Origin of the sequence: Brevibacillus sp. NRRL NRS-603, assembly GCF_003013445.1 — a bacterium.
GTDB lineage: Bacteria > Bacillota > Bacilli > Brevibacillales > Brevibacillaceae > Brevibacillus > Brevibacillus formosus.
This window is the reverse complement of sequence record NZ_PXZN01000013.1, coordinates 45,556-63,257: the sequence shown is the minus strand read 5'-3', so window position 1 is coordinate 63,257 and position 17,702 is coordinate 45,556. Positions and strand designations below refer to the sequence as shown.

The window sequence follows — 17,702 nt, the reverse complement described above, 5'->3', positions numbered from 1 at the left end:
GGGATCGCAAGCCTCAAAACATCAGCTACTAGCTCGTTTTGATTTCTTCCTGGGCTTCCCTTTTCTTCTTGTCTTCTTCTTGTAATTGGCGACGCAAAACTTTTCCGACCATAGTTTTGGGCAAATCTGTACGAATCTCGTATTGTCTCGGAATCTTATAGGCGGCGAGTCTCTGTCTGCAATGTGATTCCAGATCCTCTTCACTCGCAATCTGTCCATCCTTGAAAACAACGAATGCTTTGACTGTTTCACCCCGGTACGGGTCTGGGACACCGATGACTGCTGCCTCCTGGATGGCGGGATGCTCAAACAGCACTTCTTCTACTTCGCGCGGATAAATATTGAAACCACCGGCTATAATCATGTCTTTTTTGCGATCGACGATATAGAAATAGCCGTTTTCGTCCATATAGCCCATATCTCCCGTCAAAAACCAGCCATCCCTTAATACGGCAGCGGTATCCTCTGGGCGATTCCAATAGCCCAGCATGACTTGGGGTCCTTTTACGGCCAACTCCCCAACCTCGCCTTGGGGCATCTCTTCTCCTGTTGCCGGATCCACAATCCGGCAGTCCGTATCTGGCCACGGCATTCCGATGCTTCCCGTAATGCCTTTTTCCCAAATCGGATTTGAATGTGTTACGGGAGAAGCCTCTGTCATCCCATAACCCTCGACCAGCTTGCCCCCCGTCAACTCCTCAAATTTGAGCTTCACTTCGATCGGCAACGGCGCTGATCCACTGACACATGCGTCGATAGATGAGAGATCATGCTTTTTCAAGTCCGGGTGGTTGATGAGACCGATATACATCGTGGGTGCCCCTGGGAAAAGAGTGGGCTTGCGCTTGTCGATCATTTCAAATATTTGCTTCACGTCGAATTTGGGAACGAGAATAATTTCTGCTGCGATACATATGCCTTTGTTCATCACGGTAGTCATCCCATATACGTGAAACAGCGGGAGCACACACAAAATCCGTTCCTTTCCCTTTTTCAGCTTGTAAAGGACCGCTTGGCACTGGACCGCATTCGCAATGAGATTGGCATGCGTCAGCATGACGCCTTTGGCAACACCTGTTGTCCCCCCTGTATACTGGAGGAGCGCGATGTCCTGGGTCGGATCGACTGGTACTTCGACAGGCTTGGTAGCGCTTTCTTTTAATACGGAAAGAAAAGGCTCAATATCTGCGCTGTATGTAACCTGTGGGTTTTGTCCTTGTTTCTTTTGCACGAACGGATATAGCCATTTTTTCAATAAGGGAAGGAAATCGCCAATGCTTGTGATGATGATTCGTTGAAGTGAGGTAGATGCACGGACTTGGGTAACACGTTTGTACAACAAATCCAGCGTGATGATGGTCTCGGCGCCTGAATCGTTCATTTGGTGAATCAATTCTCGCTCAGTATACAGCGGGTTGGTCATGACCACGATGGCACCTGCAAAAAGCGCCCCGTAGTAGCTGATGACGGCTTGTGGAGTATTTGGCAGCATAATCGCCACGCGGTCCCCTTTCTTTACACCGCGCTTGATCAATGCATTGGCAAATTGATATGACAACTGCAAAAGCTCTCGATACGTAATGCTTTTTCCCATGAAATAGATCGCGTTACTGTCTGGATACATAGCTGCAGACTGCTCCAGAAAATGCGTCAAAGGAACACGGGGGTAATCCAATGACGGCGCAGTTTCGGGCGGGTAATTGGCAATCCAAGGCTTGGCATTTGACATGGTCATTCCCTCCATCCCTTAAATGGCCTTGCCTCTCCCTATGATCTACATTCATAATCTCTTCCTAATGACTATTGTATTCGAAACATATTCAATTTTCCAACTAAAATCATGTGCTTTCCATCTGGGACAAGACCTTTCGGTGAAAAAAGGACACGGCCCATGATGAACGCCGTATCCTTTGCCCTTGCTCTTTGTGACTTACTGTGATACTGCCTTGATCATTTGCTGGCGTGCCCTTTCCCGTTCATTTGTGGGGACGAGATGATACCAGCCAACGATTCCATTATGCCAAATACGCTCATCCCGCCCGACCAATGTATCAGCTTGAATGGAGTTCGGAATGCCATCGCCGTAGGACAATAACAGAGAGGCCATTTCCTGCTCAGTGAGGTCCGTTTTCACATGCTGACCCAGTATTTCCATGAGTGAAAATGCCTTGGTATACAATTGGAGCGAGGTGCCTTTAGAAGCCAACGCTTTGAGAATCTCTTGCTGTCGGCCAATCCTCATGTAATCACTGTCTTCCTTGCCTAGATCACTTTTGCGATAACGGGCGTAATCCAATGCCTGCTCACCTGATAAAGTCTGCAGCCCTGGTTGAATGTCGATGTACGTGTCGTCGCTCGGATCGCTGTACTTCATGCGTTTCTTCACATCGACGGTGACACCTCCCAGCTCGTCTACAATTTGACGGAAGCCATCGAAATCTACGGAGATATACCGATCAATTTTTATTTGTAAAAATTTCTCCAGCGACTCTTTTACCAGCTTTGGTCCACCAAAAGCCATCGCATGGTTCACTTTGTCGTATCCTTTTCCCGGCAGCTCCATGTAGCTGTCACGCGGAATCGCCAAAAGGGAGACGGATTGCTTTCCGGGATGAATCGCCGCAAGCATCATTGTATCTGAACGTGCACTTTCCCCGTCTCGACTATCCACGCCAAGAAGCAGGGCGACGAAAGGCTTCAATGGTTCTGTTCCTGTCAAAAGATCACGCGGAGGAAGGGACGCAGCAGCCTGTTTTGCGCTCCCATTGGCCCCATCAATCGGAGCATACCACTGATTTGTCATTTGCTTGTATTGATAGGCACTATAGGCAACCAGTAGCAACGCCCCGATCGCCAAACAGGATAAGGTATGAAACGCAATCTGTTTTCCATATCGCTTGAAAAATGACCATATAAACATGACAAAGCCTCCCCTTTTGCTTCCATTTTTAACAGGGGAGACTTCGTTTAAACCTATGTGCGTTCGACAACCATCGCCATACCCATCCCGCCGCCAACACAAAGGGCAGCCAAGCCTCGTTTCAGCTGTCGCCGCTTCATCTCGTGCAGCAAGGTTATGACAATCCGGCAGCCAGTAGAACCGACAGGGTGACCCAACGCGATGCCGCTTCCGTTCACATTCGTTATTTCCCGCGGCAGTTCCAGCAGTTTTTCCACGGCGAGGTATTGCGCGGCAAAGGCTTCGTTTACTTCGATCAGTTCGATATCCGCGAGCGTCAAGCCAGCTTTTGCCAATGCTCGCTTCACTGCTGGAACGGGTCCGTATCCCATCAAATCGGGTTCTACCCCCGCTACCGCCCACGAGACAATTTTGCCGAGTGGTTCGAGCCCGAGCTCTCTCGCTTTTCCTTCTTTCATCAAAACGGCTGCGGACGCTCCATCGTTGAGCCCGGAGGCATTGCCTGGCGTCACTGTACCGTTGTCACGAAAACTGGGTCTTAGCTTCGCGAGGCTTTCCAGAGTCACTCCCCTACGAGGGAATTCGTCTTCCGTAACCATAATTTCTTCGGTCCGTTTTTTAATAGAAACTCCTATGATTTCCTCCGCAAACAAACCGCTGTCTATGGCGCGGATCGCGTTTTGCTGACTGCGCAAGGCAATTTCATCCGACTCCTCACGCGTGATCCCATAACGATCGACCAGCCGTTCTGCCGTTTCGCCCATCAGGATTTGATGGTGGGGATCTGTCAACAACTCCCACATCGCATCGGTCATTTCCCCATGTGTCAATCGTTTGCCCCAGCGCGCATTTTTCAGGACATACGGGGCGTTGCTCATGCTCTCTACGCCGCCTGCCAAGACGATTTCACTGTCGCCTAAAAGGATTTGGGAAGCGCCGCTCACAATGGCTTGCATGCCGGAAGCACATTGACGTTGAATCGTGAAGCCCGTCACTTCTTTCCCCAACCCTGCGTCCAGCGCTGCCACTCGCGCTATGTTTGGCTCATCTGTGCGCTGAATGCAGTTGCCTAAGATGACTTCATTGATCTGAGAAGCTTCCAGGCCAGATCGAGCCATGACGCCACGAATGACGGTTTCTGCCAGCTTGCGAGCGCTTACATCTTTCAAGACGCCACCAAACGTACCGATTGGCGTACGTCCAGCAGCAGCAATGACAACCTGCTCCATTTGTTTTCCCCTCCATTGAGTACCCTATTTTTCTTTATTGTCTCACACGGAAGTTACATGGCGGTTCTAAGCGATGTTTTTCAATACAACGGTGACCCATTCGTCATGTTGACTTTCTTTCTCTACTTGGAAGCCTGCCTGTTCAAATGTAGCGATGACAGCTTCCCGATTCCATTCGACAATCCCCGAGAGAATCAACGTCCCTTCAGGTGCCATTCGCTCCGTAATCATCGGAAGCATCGCGACATTTTCATCGCCTCCGATGTTGACCAGAATGACATCAGCTTGGTCAGGCAATTGAGACTTCACTGCGTCCTCGCTCGCATCCCCAATGACGACTTGTACAGCACGGTCAGGAAGATGGTTATTGGTCGCATTGACGAGAACCTGATACTCGCTTTGTGGATTTATGTCCACTGCCCATACAGGATGCTTCGCTCCATTCAAGGCGCAGTACAAAGAGAGAATTCCTGAGCCAGCTCCTACATCAATGACTTGCTTACCCTCCAGATCCATTTCTTGCAAAAACAAAAGAATATCCTGCGTCGTTCCATGATAGCCGGTTCCGAAGGCTGCACCTGGATCGATCCATAGGATATGCCGAGCCGACTCCAACGCTGCTGGGTCCGTCCACGTTGGCGCCACCCACCAGTCACCTATTTTGACTTCCCGGAACTCCTCTTTCCACGAATCATTTTCCTCCGCTACGAGCTCTACTTCTTTTATAGTGACTTGTCCATTCCACCTCTGAATGTAGGTCTTCAGGCGGGATACATGCTCCTCTTCACGATCATGCTGGGGTTCAAACAAATAGCCAACAAGTGGACCTTCCGTATTTTCTGCGTAATCATATCCATTTTCCGTTGTCAGTACTTCGATTTGCGGTTCGATCCAGCCAAGCGTGTAGGAGCTGGTCAAAACCTCTGCCACAAATAAATCTTCAATCTCTGGTTCCACTAGTAATGTGTATTTGAGCCACATGCTTTCCATGATGAAAAATGCTCCTTCCCTTTTGCTGTTATTCGCCCCTATTCTTGCGGACATCTATTCACTCATATGTGGATGGCAAGGATGATAGAGAACATGGTATGATAGTAGAATGGACTATCACAACCGCAGGGAGGCTTACCATGTTTGACGAATTTTTTTACCGTCGCCGCAAAAACAAGGGACTTTTCATCGTCATGATTGCCCTTATCGTTCTTGGCATCGGCATGTTCGGTATGGGTTTCCTCTATATGTTCTCGTAAGTCGAAACAACATCATTATACCCTACGAACCGTGCTGCACCCACTGTATCTGTCCAAACAATTGGGGCGTGAAGTTTTCTACTGTGGTTGCTTTACTTCCCCTTGTTTACTCGATTATACTTGAGAATGTATTTTTCCTGTACGTTTGATATAGAAAGAAGGTTCACTCCATGTCGCGAATTCTCATCTCCGGGTACTACGGCTTTAATAATGCCGGAGACGATGTGGTCCTGTACGGCATCATCAGCTCTCTTAAGCGGGAACAACCAAATATCTCTTTGGCCGTCTTGTCCAATCAGCCTGATCGGACTGCGGAACTGTTCGGGATTGAAGCCTATAACCGCTGGAGCTTTGGAACCATCGTCCGCGAGCTTTCGCGAAGTGACATGCTGGTGATGGGCGGCGGTACACTGATGCAGGATGTAACCAGTCCCCGCAGTGTCCTCTACTATTTGGGCATCGTCACCATTGCCAAGCTTTTAGGTAAACCCGTGGTCTTTTACGCGCAAGGGTTTGGACCCATCCTCAAATCGCTCAGTCGCACGATGATTAAACGCGTGGTGAATCACGTCAACATCATCACGGTTCGCGACTACGAATCAGGGGAGGACTTCAAAGCCTGCGGTGTAAAAAAAGCCCCTATCTATATAACAGCTGACCCTGCTCTGACGATATCCCCAGACGATATTGCAGATCAACGGGGAAAAGAGCTGCTCCATGGTATGTTTGATGATCCTTCCAAGCCCCTGGTCGCCATCTCTGTCCGGGACTGGAAGCAGGAACAGCAGTTCAAACAGAGGATAGCCCGAGCAGCAGATTGGTTTATCATGCGCGGATGGAATGTTCTCTTCCTGCCGATGCATGTCCCTAGTGATTTGGCACCGTCCCAGGAAATCATGGACCAGATGAGCCAACCAGGAGCACGTCTTCTCGATGCACCTGTGACTTTTCATGACATCATGTCGGTACTGAAGCAATGCAACTACGTCGTGGGAATGCGGCTTCACTCTCTCATTCTTGCGTGCATGCTGCGAATCCCTTTTATCGGCATCTCCTACGATCCGAAAATCGATCGGTTCGTTGAACGCGCTGGAATGCCCAATGCTGGTCATATTACTCAACTCGATGAAACTACACTTTTGACCTTGCTCGCTGAAAAACTGGACAACCTCGATCACGAAATTGATGTGGTAACGAAGCATTCCCATCTGTTAGCGATTGAAGCTTCCAAAAGCAGTGAACTTGTTCTACAGGCGCTGCGTAAATAAGGCTGACCTGGAAAGGAGGACATCATGTCCTTTTCTTCACAAGTGTTACTTCGTTTAAATCGATTGTTTCCTCTCCCCGTTCACCCTTTCAACCTGGCAAACAACGGGGAAATGAGCTATACAGAATGGCAATTTCAAAAAGGGGATCAAACCATTCAGTTTTTTCTCCCCTTCCATTCACAGGAGCAAATGTTCCGTGACAAAACGGTTTTGGACATCGGCTGTGGCGGCGGGGGAAAAACCTGCTACTATGCCACCTATGGGCCCAAAAAAATGATCGGCATCGACATCGTCCCCCACTACGCGGAGGAAGGAAATGAATTCGCGAAGAAAAAGGGACTGGATCATCTCGTCTCCTTTATGACTGGTGATGCCGCGAGAATGGACTTCCCAGACAACACGTTCGATACGATTATTATGAATGACGCGATGGAGCACGTTGGCGAACCGGAAAAGACGTTGGAGGAATGCTTTCGGGTCTTGAAGCCTGGCGGGCATCTCTACATCAATTTCCCACCGTATTATCATCCATACGGTGCTCATTTGTCAGATGCGATCGGCATTCCTTGGGTGCATGCTCTCTTCTCGGAGCAAGCCTTGATTGACGCCTATAAGAAGTTAGTCCGCGACTTGCCAGACGGTTCTGACCGAATTGCTTTCCGCTTCGACAAGCTTCCTGATGGCAGAGATACGATCTCGTACATCAATCGCATGACGATCAAACGGTTTCGGAAAATTCAACAAGGCGTGGTGCAGCCTGCGGTTTACCAGCGAGAGATTCCGTTGCGCAATCAGTTGCAGGCCTTGGCAAAATTGCCTGTTACCCGTGAATTTTTCGTAAAAATGGTCGTATGTGTTTATCAAAAAGCGAAATAAGAAACAACACATAAACCCCCTTTCTCCACAAACAGAGGAAGGGGGTTTTCGATTTGATTAATCGTTATTCGTATTGGACTTTAACGAAGAAGCCTGCTTTCTCCGAATGAATTGGATAAAGGCGCGCAGCTTGTTTCCGCCTGGCAGCCAGTCCAGCTCCTTGTCCTCAATGAGTGGAATGAGGATGAGCAGCCCCAAGTAGACGATGAGTCCTACACCGACTCCAGCGACGGTCTCTATCGCTCCCAAAATGCGCACTGGCTCTCTTCCCCTGAACAGAAAATCAATTGCCTCTGTCGCTCCCCAAGCCAGAATCAGCATGAGGTTAGCCACCAGTAATGGATAAATGGTATCGAAGCGCCAGTTAATCGGAATCGATACATAACGGTTGATGACTCGCATATTCAGTACGCAGACAAATGCAGTAGCAACCAGCCAAGACAGGGACAATCCATCCATACCGAACATCGAGGTAAACACGAGTGTTGCCAGTACTTTTACAATGACACCATAAAGCAGATGACGCGCAGGGATTTTTTCTTTGCCGATCCCTTGCAAAATGCCGTTTGTAGCAAGCAACAAGGAAAGCGGGATCGCTGTAATGCCTAAAATCGCCATTGCACGCGTGCCTTCCATATCACCATACAACGCCAAATTCGCCCCTTCAGCTACAGCTGTCAGTCCCAGCCCGGCAGGCAGACCGATTAGCCAAGCAAAGCGCAGTGAGAGCTTGGTCAAGGTCGTAATCCGTTCCTGATCCTTTTGTCTGATTGCTTCGGCAATGGCAGGGACGATCGAGAGAGCAATCGACGATCCGAACAAGCTCGCCATTTGCAGAAGTGGTCCTCCCCTGCTGTAAATGCCAAACCACGTATCCGCCGTCAAGCCGTCCACATTCCATATGTAGCGGAAGATGTTAATCGCCAGAAAGGAATCCGTCAGGCTGAAAATCGGGATAACTAAGGCGCTGATACAAATTGGCCAGGCAATTCGCCACATCGAGGCGAAGAAGGCACGATCATACCACCAAGTAAGGCGCCCCCACTCTGCCCCGCTAAACACGGAATTTTTCCGGTTGTGGAGCCACATGAGTAATGCTAGAAACCCGAGACTCAAAAACGTACTGATCATCGTTCCGAAGTTGACTCCGGTAATCACAGTATCCGTATCTTCACCGAGTGACACGAGATACAGGGAAGCTACCAAAATAAATACGACACGCAAGGTCTGCTCCACAATTTGCGAGAGCCCGACAAACAACATTTTTTGATGGCCGTAGAAAAAGCCGCGAATAACCGCAATCAAGGGAACAAACAGCAGTGACATGGAAATCGCTCGAATCGGCTCAATCAAATGCGGATTCCCCATGAGCTTTGCGATGAGTGGAGAGCTGACGTACAGGAGCGCAAACAAGACAAGTCCGATGGCGCCCATCATGACCATGCTACGGGCCAAAATTTGTCCAATAGAGCCCTGTTTTCCTTCAGCCAATGCCTCTGCAATCACTCTCGACAACGCTACTGGCACACCTGCTGTCGCCAATATGAGAAAGGTCAGGTAGAGAGGATATACTTCCTGATAGAGTCCGAGACCTCTGTCGCCTACTATCTCCTGAAGCGGAATCCGATAAAACATCCCGATAACTTTTGACAAAATCCCCGCTATGGCTAAGATCAACGCTCCCGCGAGAAAATGACTTTTTTTCAACATGGGTAACTCCTTTATTCGTCTCTTTGACTGGATACCCGTGGGGCAGCACCAATCGACATGAACCCACTCTCTATCCTACTATCATTTCTCTCTTCCAGCAAACAGGTATATCGATGGAATTTCGCAGGAATACTGGTGAAAAACAGATTGCATTGATTTTTTGTAATCGTCTGCCTGTGTGATCAGTGAGTAGGAGGGGATATTATGCCCACAACCGGATTTTTGATCCGCCATGTACAGTGGCCGTTAATGGAGGCTTTGAAAGGAAATCGCATCCGTCCTTATATGAAAGAACTGCAAGCAACTCAGCGTCTATCTGCCGAAGCTCTTAGCTTGCAGCAGCGAGAAAAGCTGGTGAAGCTACTCGATCATGCGATACAAAACGTACCAGCTTACACTGCCTTCGCCCCAGACTGGAGCAAAATGCGCGATAGACCTGAACGTTTTTTGCAGCGCATTCCTGTTCTGACCAAAGCACACTTTCGGCAAAACACTGATCAATATTTGAGCCAAGGCCTACAAACAAATAGGCTTATTGGAAATCGTACGGGAGGCTCCACAGGTGAACCTACCCATTTTTATCTCGATCGTTCAACTGTCGAGCGATATGAAGCTGCGCGGTGGTTGGGGCTATCCTGGTACGGTATTCGCATTGGGGACCCATGTGTGATGATCTGGGGCTCTCCACTCGAATTAAACGCCCAGCAAGCTCGCCGCTACCGCTGGAAGGAGCGCTGGTTGAAAAACCGCATGATGATTTCTGCCTATGAACTGGACGAAAGACATTTGGAAGCAAGTCTGCGCCTCATCCGGGAATTCCATCCAGCCTATTTATACGGATACGCATCCGCGCTACATACACTCGCCACGATGATACTAGCACGCGGCATGACACTCGGAATCCCGCTCAAAGCCGTGGTCTCCACAGCAGAAAGCCTGCACGAGCACCAGCGGCAAACGATTGCCCAGGCTTTTGATGCGCCTGTTGTAAATGAGTACGGCGCACGTGACGGCGGAATTATCGCCTATCAATGCAAGGCTGGGAGCATGCATGCCTTTTGCGGAAATTGCTATTTGGAGGTAGTCGATCCAATTACGCATATTCCCGTTCACAAAGGGCACCCAGGAGCACTGCTCGTCACAGACCTGCACAATACCGTCATGCCTCGCCTGCGCTACCAATTAGGAGATATCGTCGCGCTTTCTGATTCAGCCTGCTCATGCAATCTCCCGTTTCCACTTCTTGCGTCAATCGACGGCAGAGAAGACGACATGTTCCTATCGCTCAACGGACAGTATGTGCACGGACATTATTTTAATCACATCGTGCGCAATATGGACAGCTTCCGGACCTTCCAGATCGTCCAGCATGAGCCGGAGCGACTGAGCCTTCGGCTGGTGAAGGAGCCCGAACGTTTTCTGCCTGCCGATGAAGCCAAGCTTTTGGAAGGAATTCGCGCGGCATTAGGTCAAGTGAGCATCCACGTTTCTTACGTGGAGACCATTCCCCCCGCAAGCTCGGGTAAGACCCGCTATGCCATCAGGGAATTCCCACTTACGAGCGCCCTCCCGCTGGAGTAGACCGCTTTCGTACTTTTTGCAGCAGCTCTGACACAAGTGGCTCGCGGACCAAAATGAGCACCACGAGATATAAAAGAGCCGCACCCATAATCCCTAGCGGCAAGTACAACCAGACAGGCAATACGGATAACCATGGATCGACAAATAAAATAGCACCAGCCATGACTGCGCAGCCCAGAATGGTTTTCCCGGTAGTCATCAGGAAATTCGCTCGTACGGGGCTGCCTACTACCCTCCATAGCAAAATAAACAGCAGGAGCGCTTGACTGATAGCCGAAACCGCATTGGCGAGAGCAATTCCGCCATGACCAAGCAACGGAATGAGCAACCAGTTGGCAAGAGCATACACACCAATCCCGATCGCCCCGATTATAACGGGTGTCTTCGTGTTTTCCAGTGCATAAAAGGCGCGAGTCAGCAAGTCTCTCGATGCTAAAAAGAAAAGTCCCACGCCGTAAAACGGCAATGCCCACGCTGTCAAAGCGACAGAATGCTCATTGAACGCACCGCGTTCAAAAGCTAGTCGGATGATCGGCTCTGCGTATAGCGCAAGTCCAACTGTCACGGGCAGCAGCAAAATGAGAAGATAAGCAAGTCCCTTTTGCAGGATTTGCTTCATCTCCGTCATTTCCCCCCGCTTGACATGACTAGCCAATAGTGGGAATAACGGCAATGTAAACGCCCCGACAAAAATAGCCAGAGGCAATTGCATGATCTGGTTCGCGTTGGCGAGAGCGGAGACGACACCCGTTCCGAGCCCTTCCGCGAAGCCTCGCTCCAAAAAGGTAGTGGCCTGAGCTACAACCGCACCAATTAAAATCGGAATGACGCGCTCGCCCATGCCTTTGAGAGCAGCATCCTCACGCCAAGCGAACGAGAAGCGCTGCTGATAGCCGAATCCGCGCAAAGTCGGAAGAATCGGCAACAGTGCAGCCAAATAACCGATTGTCGTAGCTATCGAAAGTCCAATGGGACCATACATCGGAACGAGCACATACATGCTGACAATCACCAAAGCCCCATTGACTACCGTGCCAAGCGTCGGTGTAAAGAAGTGCTGGTGAGCATTGCAAATACTCGACCACAGGCCTGTTAACCCGATGAAAATAGCGGATGGCCACATCCATTGCAGCATACTTGCTGTGAGTTCCAGCTTCTCACCTGTCAGTCCAAACATCGCAGCAAGCTGGTAAGAAAAGACAACCCCTAAAACAGAGAGCGCAACGAATATACCCAAAATGATCGTGAGCATCTTCTGATACAAATCATTCGTCCGCTCTCCCTTTTCCATCATGCCGCGCATCGTCGGAATCAGTACAGCATTGACCGCTCCCGGTATGACCAAGAACAGCGTCAGCGGGATCGTTGCCGCGATATTAAACGCATCTGCCTCCATGCCAGTACCGTACAAGCTGGATACATACACACTGCGAAAAAAGCCCAGAAGCCTTCCAACGAGAGTCAGCACAACAATCATGGAAGCAATTTTTAACAAACTCATGTCCACTTTTCTCCTATCTACAAATACCCAAAACTACCTAGTTATCATATCTTATTTCTACCGTTCCTACCAACCTCTTTCCCCCCGGCTTGCTACTGGGTTGCCAGATTCATTATAATAGGTAGGTTAATCCCTACCTGTAGGAGGACTACAATAAAAATGAGAGAAACCGTGTTGAAGTGGGGAAGCCAATCAACTACATGGTTGTATTTGCTGTTGGCCTATCCCGTAATCGATTACGTCTTGCGACAGATTCTACCGATTCCAGTCATATCTTCTTTGTGGGATGAAGGACTGCTCATCGTTCTGATGCTGTTTACGTTCGGAGCCTTCTTGCAATCAAACAGAGCGATGCCTGGAATCAAACATTGGCTAGGAGCCTTTTTCGTCCTGGGTGTTGCCATCACGGTGACAGACATGGCGAACTGGGGGGCGACTGTGGAAGGATTCCGCTCTGTCTACCAGTACATCCTCGCCTTTTTCATGGGCTTCTATTTACTGAAGTCGATGGAAGACCTGGACAAGTTCATGAAGGGACTTGTGCTGGTTGGTTTCGTAGCGGCATTGTATGGTGTCTTGCAAGTCATCGTGGGCGTCAAAACACCTGAATCGTGGGTGCAGGAAGGGGAAGCAGTTACAACGCGTGCATTTTCCTTCGTAACGAGCCCGAACGTATTGGGCAGCTATATGGCGTTGGTTACACCGATTGCCGCTGGTCTATTTATGACAGCGAAGGATCGCAAGCAAAAATGGATTTGGGCCATCGTTGCACTGACCACCGTGCTTGCTTTGCTCTTAACCGGGTCCCGCGGTGCCTGGTTCGCCCTTGCCTTTGCCGTGTTCGTTTGCTTCTACATATGGAACAAACGAGTAGCAGGATACTTGGTGATCGCAGGGATTATCGGGATTGTAGCCCTGTTCTTCGTTCCTGATTCTGTTCCACTTGTCGGAAAAGTTAAAGATCGCATTTTCACGCTGTTTACACCTGAATACTTTGAATCTAGCAGTGAAGGTGGACGCATCGGGCGCTGGGGAAAAGCATACGACAATATGCGTATCGAGCCACTGTTTGGTGTCGGACTCGGTCATCACGGTGGAGCAGTTGCCGCTCGCCATTTCGGTACCATTTATTCAGACAGCTACTTCTTTAAAAGTTTGGCGGAATACGGTCTGATCGGGATCATCCTGTTGATCGGAACCGTGATCACGATGTTCAAATACGGAGCTGGGCTCATCCGCAACATCCAGGGTTCGCCGCACTTTTTTGCGATACTCGGACTGCTGGGCGGATTGATAGCAGTAGCTACCCATAACCTCGTGGAAAACATTTTCGAGGTGCCGTTCATGGCCCTCTATTTCTGGCTGTTTGGCGGCTTCCTCTGCGCATTATTCGTCGACCAGACACAAAACAAAAGGTGGTGAGGGCATGCGCCGGAATCCTATTCTTGAAACGATAAGCTGGGCGCTGTACGCCATTGCCCTGTTTCTGATTTACCATTTGCTCGTGAAACCAGCTTTCCTTGATTTAACGTGGATTGCTGTACTTATTTTCCTGCCACTGCTAGCCTTTTGCTACTTCGTGGTGCATCCGTCGGAACGTCGACAAGTGCTCGTGTTTACCATCGGCTTCTTGCTCTTGGATCGGGCACTGACACGTGTAGACGTGAAAACGACTGCTGCTATCTTGATCGGTGGAGCGATCGCAGTCATCGTGATTGCCCTGCTCGTGAAATGGTACGGGCGTCTCAATTGGCGTGCAGTCGGTTCGTTGGTTCTCATCGCCCTCTTGGCGAATGTAACGTTCAACAGAGATACACTGACTGCACTCAGCAACTTTACCGTGAAATACGAATCTGAGCGTTTGTACAACGGCGATTGGGTGGATTACTTCCCGATCACGCTGTATGACGTCAATGGCGATGGCAGCATGGAGATCATCACGTACGGCAATGCCGAGGAGCTCCCACTGCCAGAAGAAATTGAAAAGCCAGAGACAGAAGAAGAGAAAAAAGCAATGGCGGAGAAGCTGCGCCATTTGCAGGCTGAACCTGTTTCTCTCTACGTCCTGACCTGGAAAAACGGCGAAATGGTGCGGATGCCGAATGATCAAATTCCGGCAGATACCATGGAGATCATCAAGGAAAAGTTGCCGACCGATTACCCGGGCTTCCCGTATTACACGATGAAAGACGGTCAATTGGTACCGAATGTACAACGCCAACCATATGCGGAAGGCATGATGCAAATTGGAACAGCACCATATCGTGCGTTTATGCTTGATATGGAAAACATCGCAAATCAACTCGTAGATAACGCAGGCAGTATGGACGTACGACAGACATTGGGTTCTAAGTACACGGATCTACACATCAAGGATGGTATGCTGACAGGAAACTACGATGGCAAGCCTTTTGGCGGCACGACAAAAGCAACCAAGCTGATGACCACCATGATGCTGCCAGATGGCCGCGAAGGAATCATTGTCATGGGAGAGCACCTGAGTGTACTGTCTGTAGAGCCAGATGGCACACTGACAGAATCGTACACACTGACACGCAAACAGGCTGAATTGGCAACTGGCGAGTTCATTCCTGCCGATATCGACAACGACAAGGTCGATGAGCTGCTCGTAGCAGGCAAACCATCGTACATCTTGAAGCCAAAACCAGATGGCACGTGGGAAATTTTGTGGGCAAGCGCTGACTACGACAAGAGCTTCCGCTTCTCCAACTTCGCTACCATCGGCAACAACGAAAAACCTGAGATCATAGCTAAGGCCAAAAGCTGGGTAAGCACAACAGATTCCCGCTATTTGTCTGGCTATGACTACACACCTGAAGGTTTGAAACAAAACTGGCGCATTTACATGCCGCTGATCAATGTTCAAATCGGTGACATCGATGGCGACAAGCAAAACGAAATCGTGGCCAACATGTTCAATACGCATCGCATTCTCGTGTTTAAGCAGCACAACATTCCAGTATTCGGACTTACGATCGCACTATTCGTGGGACTCTTGGGATACGGAGTCGTAAGGAGGTTTCGCCATGCGTAAAGCGACGAAAGCATGGGCATTGCTCGCTGCCATCTGCACAGCCTCCCTGCTCGGTGGCTGCACGTATGAATCAGGGACGAAGGCTTTTGCCACTACCAATTTTGACCAGAAGCCGGATCAGACGACCACGGTCCAAACCGAGTCAGGAGCCGAGTGGTTGAAAACAGCCCTGGAAAAGGGCAAGACGGATAAAGAGGCACAGACCTACTGGTACAAGGGGCATGTGAAAAACACAATCCTGTCTCGTACCACAACGAGTATGTTCAATGGAGCTGTCATCAACGGGAAAGGCTACAATGTGGATGCACGCATCGCGGCCCAGCCGTATTCGTACTATCGAATTAACGACAAACGATATATCAAGGCGAATGAGCAGTTTGTGACCGCTCCAGATGAGCCGCTTGCCTTCGACGTATTGAAAGGCTTCGAGGACTGGCTGCCTTTCATGGACCAGGCCGTCCAATTGCCTGAGGAAAAAGTTATCGGCGTAGTCAGCGTTCCGTTCCAATTGAAAATGACCGGGGCAGAATGGCTGAAAAATAGCCAAAGCCCACTGTTTGAACCACTGAAAAAACAACTGGGCGACCGTCCTGATCTGGATTACATCCTGAAGGAATCCACGATCAAAACAACGATTTGGTTCGGCAAGGAAGACCGTCTGATCCACCAGTACGAGACATGGATCATTCTCCCGCTGCCTGAAGCCGGAACGATGGACCAGCAAGTGATGTTCAACCTGTTTAAATACGGCGATACCGGTGGCATTCACATCAAGGAACCGGAAGAGGTAGAAAAATATTTGCTGTACTAAAAAAGTCTGCTACCTTTGCGTGGCAGCAGACAGATCGGTACAAATCTGGGCCTGGCGATTATCGTCAGGTCCTTTTATTTTGAAGCAGAAGAAGTATATCTGTCACGAAGAAAACCCCGCAGCCTTCATTTGCTCCGGGGTTTTGCTGTCCTATTTCTTTACCAGTTCATCCATCAACTGCGCCAGTTGCTTCGCCTGTTCACGGCGTTCGTACGGTTTCACACGCTCTGCAAAATCCGCTCCGCGTTCCTCGCTACCCGTTTGTCCTTGCGCTTTCCATTCCTGATACAGCTTCAGGTATGCTTGCTTGATCTCGTCTTTTTGCTCAGGATCGGCTACTTGTCCGAGACGGAAATCTTCAATAATCTCTGTCGCTTCGCCTCTTTTGTTCAGAGCAAGAATCGGGTTGCCAATTCCCATGTATTCGTAGAGCTTGCCCGGAATATATGCTCCGGCGTCAGCGGACACATCCCCGATCAGCAAAAGGGCATTCGCACCTTTCATCAGTCCGAGCGCTTCTTTATGCGGCAGGTTCCCCAATACTCTAACGATGTCACCCAGCCCCAATGCTTCCACACAGTCCCGATTTTCGGAATACCCCGGATAATCGAACACCCCGGCAAAGCTGAGCAGGAGATCATTTCGGTCTACGGCTTTTTCATCGATGAGTTCCCGGATGGCTTGCAGGAGTAGTCGTGGGTTGCGCTTTTGATACAAAATACCTGCGTACACCGCATGAAATTTGTCCGGAACAGCATGGCTGGGCGCCAATCCTTGAAAATCAGCCTGATCAAACCCATTGTAGATTAACTCCATCCGCTTGATGCGGTCCTGGTGCTTCTCGCGAAAATTATAGGCGAAGGTCGCAGTAACGGTCGTGATCGCATCCGCTTGCGACATAACCGCCTCCTCCATTCGCTCTTCCATGCGCTCTCGCCATTCGATGCCAGAGGTGTGCATATTTTGCGTCCACGGGTCACGGAAATCCGCTACCCATTTGCAGCCAAACTCACGGGAAAGCTTTTTCGCAATTAAATGATTCGTTACTGGTCCCGATGTAGAAAAAATCACGTCGATCTTTTCACGGCGCATTATTTCTCGCCCCAGCTTGAGCGCATTCGGCATCCACAGGATTTGGTCGTCTGGAATCAACAAGTATGGCTTAACTTTTTTCAGCACATGGACGACCTGCTTTTTTACCTTCGCCTTAAACGACGGCTGTGATGGTGCGGACGTCGTATTGGCACTTGCTGAAGCGGCTTGTCCCCCTCGATTCGGCAGCAGCTGCCACTCCTTCGCCCGATGAATAGTAACATCACTCGGAAGCTGTGCCAAAAGGGATGGATCGAGCGTCGCGTGATAGGCAGGATCTACTGTCAGCACATGGACATTCCAGCCAAACTCCCCCAAATATTTGGCCATTTTCAACGGTCTTGGCACGCCGCCTCCCCCAATAGGAGGAAATATGTAGCATATGATCAACACGTTGTGCGTATTCATT

13 protein-coding genes are annotated in these 17,702 nt (G+C 49.7%); 6 read left to right on the top strand and 7 right to left on the bottom strand.

Annotated features, from left to right (window positions below):
• Nucleotides 1-28: 28 nt before the first annotated feature.
• The 4 genes from C7R94_RS12170 to C7R94_RS12155 form a co-directional block, all read right to left on the bottom strand.
• Nucleotides 29-1,729 carry an AMP-binding protein gene (locus tag C7R94_RS12170; RefSeq protein ID WP_197243059.1) on the bottom strand — a complete coding sequence of 567 codons (1,701 nt, stop codon included), beginning with the start codon at nt 1,727-1,729 and terminating at the stop codon, nt 29-31.
• A gap of 201 nt (nt 1,730-1,930) precedes the next feature.
• Nucleotides 1,931-2,920, bottom strand: a complete 990-nt coding sequence (locus C7R94_RS12165) for an LCP family protein (RefSeq protein ID WP_106781387.1) — start codon at nt 2,918-2,920, stop codon at nt 1,931-1,933.
• 53 nt (nt 2,921-2,973) lie between these two features.
• The gene (locus C7R94_RS12160) at nt 2,974-4,149 is read right to left on the bottom strand and encodes an acetyl-CoA C-acetyltransferase (RefSeq protein WP_106781385.1); all 1,176 of its coding nucleotides are present in this window, start codon (nt 4,147-4,149) and stop codon (nt 2,974-2,976) included.
• Between the two features lie 66 nt (nt 4,150-4,215).
• Nucleotides 4,216-5,139: a 50S ribosomal protein L11 methyltransferase gene (locus tag C7R94_RS12155; RefSeq protein ID WP_106781383.1), complete on the bottom strand. Its 924-nt coding sequence runs from the start codon at nt 5,137-5,139 to the stop codon at nt 4,216-4,218.
• A gap of 430 nt (nt 5,140-5,569) precedes the next feature.
• Here C7R94_RS12155 and csaB point away from each other — a divergent pair, with 430 nt between their 5' ends.
• Together csaB and C7R94_RS12145 are read left to right on the top strand one after the other, a co-directional pair.
• Nucleotides 5,570-6,667: a polysaccharide pyruvyl transferase CsaB gene (gene csaB, locus C7R94_RS12150; protein ID WP_106781380.1), complete on the top strand. Its 1,098-nt coding sequence runs from the start codon at nt 5,570-5,572 to the stop codon at nt 6,665-6,667.
• A 24-nt stretch (nt 6,668-6,691) separates the two neighbouring features.
• Nucleotides 6,692-7,543 (top strand): class I SAM-dependent methyltransferase, encoded by an 852-nt coding sequence (locus tag C7R94_RS12145; RefSeq protein ID WP_106781378.1) that lies wholly within the window; start codon nt 6,692-6,694, stop codon nt 7,541-7,543.
• A 57-nt stretch (nt 7,544-7,600) separates the two neighbouring features.
• On the opposite strand, the gene C7R94_RS12140 is transcribed toward C7R94_RS12145, so the two are convergent.
• Nucleotides 7,601-9,253 carry a putative polysaccharide biosynthesis protein gene (locus tag C7R94_RS12140; RefSeq protein WP_106781376.1) on the bottom strand — a complete coding sequence of 551 codons (1,653 nt, stop codon included), beginning with the start codon at nt 9,251-9,253 and terminating at the stop codon, nt 7,601-7,603.
• 204 nt (nt 9,254-9,457) lie between these two features.
• Here C7R94_RS12140 and C7R94_RS12135 point away from each other — a divergent pair, with 204 nt between their 5' ends.
• On the top strand, nt 9,458-10,834 hold the full coding sequence (locus C7R94_RS12135) for a phenylacetate--CoA ligase family protein (protein WP_106781373.1): 1,377 nt from the start codon (nt 9,458-9,460) through the stop codon (nt 10,832-10,834).
• Here the strand turns inward: C7R94_RS12135 and murJ are convergent.
• The gene (gene murJ, locus C7R94_RS12130) at nt 10,809-12,335 is read right to left on the bottom strand and encodes a murein biosynthesis integral membrane protein MurJ (RefSeq protein ID WP_106781371.1); all 1,527 of its coding nucleotides are present in this window, start codon (nt 12,333-12,335) and stop codon (nt 10,809-10,811) included. The two genes, C7R94_RS12135 and murJ, sit on opposite strands and share 26 nt — an antisense overlap.
• A gap of 159 nt (nt 12,336-12,494) precedes the next feature.
• On the opposite strand from murJ, the gene C7R94_RS12125 reads away from it, so the two are divergent.
• Genes C7R94_RS12125 through C7R94_RS12115 form a run of 3 tightly spaced genes read left to right on the top strand, consistent with a single transcriptional unit; the run spans nt 12,495 to nt 16,201 of the window.
• On the top strand, nt 12,495-13,757 hold the full coding sequence (locus C7R94_RS12125) for an O-antigen ligase family protein (protein ID WP_106781369.1): 1,263 nt from the start codon (nt 12,495-12,497) through the stop codon (nt 13,755-13,757).
• A 4-nt stretch (nt 13,758-13,761) separates the two neighbouring features.
• Complete coding sequence (locus tag C7R94_RS12120) at nt 13,762-15,390, top strand: hypothetical protein (protein ID WP_106781366.1); 1,629 nt, start codon at nt 13,762-13,764, stop codon at nt 15,388-15,390.
• Nucleotides 15,383-16,201, top strand: a complete 819-nt coding sequence (locus C7R94_RS12115) for a hypothetical protein (RefSeq protein WP_106781364.1) — start codon at nt 15,383-15,385, stop codon at nt 16,199-16,201. Before C7R94_RS12120 ends, C7R94_RS12115 begins: the two co-directional genes overlap by 8 nt.
• 150 nt (nt 16,202-16,351) lie before the next feature.
• Here C7R94_RS12115 and C7R94_RS12110 read toward each other — a convergent pair whose 3' ends face one another.
• A complete protein-coding gene (locus tag C7R94_RS12110) occupies nt 16,352-17,701 on the bottom strand; it encodes a glycosyltransferase family 4 protein (RefSeq protein ID WP_106781361.1) in 1,350 nt (449 codons plus the stop codon).
• Nucleotide 17,702 lies beyond the last annotated feature (1 nt).

Excerpts from the sequence above, each read along its gene's own strand:
- C7R94_RS12170 (WP_197243059.1), bottom strand. The coding sequence starts at position 1,729 with ATGTCAAATGCCAAGCCTTGGATTGCCAATTACCCGCCCGAAACTGCG.
- C7R94_RS12165 (WP_106781387.1), bottom strand. The coding sequence starts at position 2,920 with ATGTTTATATGGTCATTTTTCAAGCGATATGGAAAACAGATTGCGTTT.
- C7R94_RS12160 (WP_106781385.1), bottom strand. The coding sequence starts at position 4,149 with ATGGAGCAGGTTGTCATTGCTGCTGCTGGACGTACGCCAATCGGTACG.
- C7R94_RS12155 (WP_106781383.1), bottom strand. The coding sequence starts at position 5,139 with ATGGAAAGCATGTGGCTCAAATACACATTACTAGTGGAACCAGAGATT.
- csaB (WP_106781380.1), top strand. The coding sequence starts at position 5,570 with ATGTCGCGAATTCTCATCTCCGGGTACTACGGCTTTAATAATGCCGGA.
- C7R94_RS12145 (WP_106781378.1), top strand. The coding sequence starts at position 6,692 with ATGTCCTTTTCTTCACAAGTGTTACTTCGTTTAAATCGATTGTTTCCT.
- C7R94_RS12140 (WP_106781376.1), bottom strand. The coding sequence starts at position 9,253 with ATGTTGAAAAAAAGTCATTTTCTCGCGGGAGCGTTGATCTTAGCCATA.
- C7R94_RS12135 (WP_106781373.1), top strand. The coding sequence starts at position 9,458 with ATGCCCACAACCGGATTTTTGATCCGCCATGTACAGTGGCCGTTAATG.
- murJ (WP_106781371.1), bottom strand. The coding sequence starts at position 12,335 with ATGAGTTTGTTAAAAATTGCTTCCATGATTGTTGTGCTGACTCTCGTT.
- C7R94_RS12125 (WP_106781369.1), top strand. The coding sequence starts at position 12,495 with ATGAGAGAAACCGTGTTGAAGTGGGGAAGCCAATCAACTACATGGTTG.
- C7R94_RS12120 (WP_106781366.1), top strand. The coding sequence starts at position 13,762 with ATGCGCCGGAATCCTATTCTTGAAACGATAAGCTGGGCGCTGTACGCC.
- C7R94_RS12115 (WP_106781364.1), top strand. The coding sequence starts at position 15,383 with ATGCGTAAAGCGACGAAAGCATGGGCATTGCTCGCTGCCATCTGCACA.
- C7R94_RS12110 (WP_106781361.1), bottom strand. The coding sequence starts at position 17,701 with ATGAATACGCACAACGTGTTGATCATATGCTACATATTTCCTCCTATT.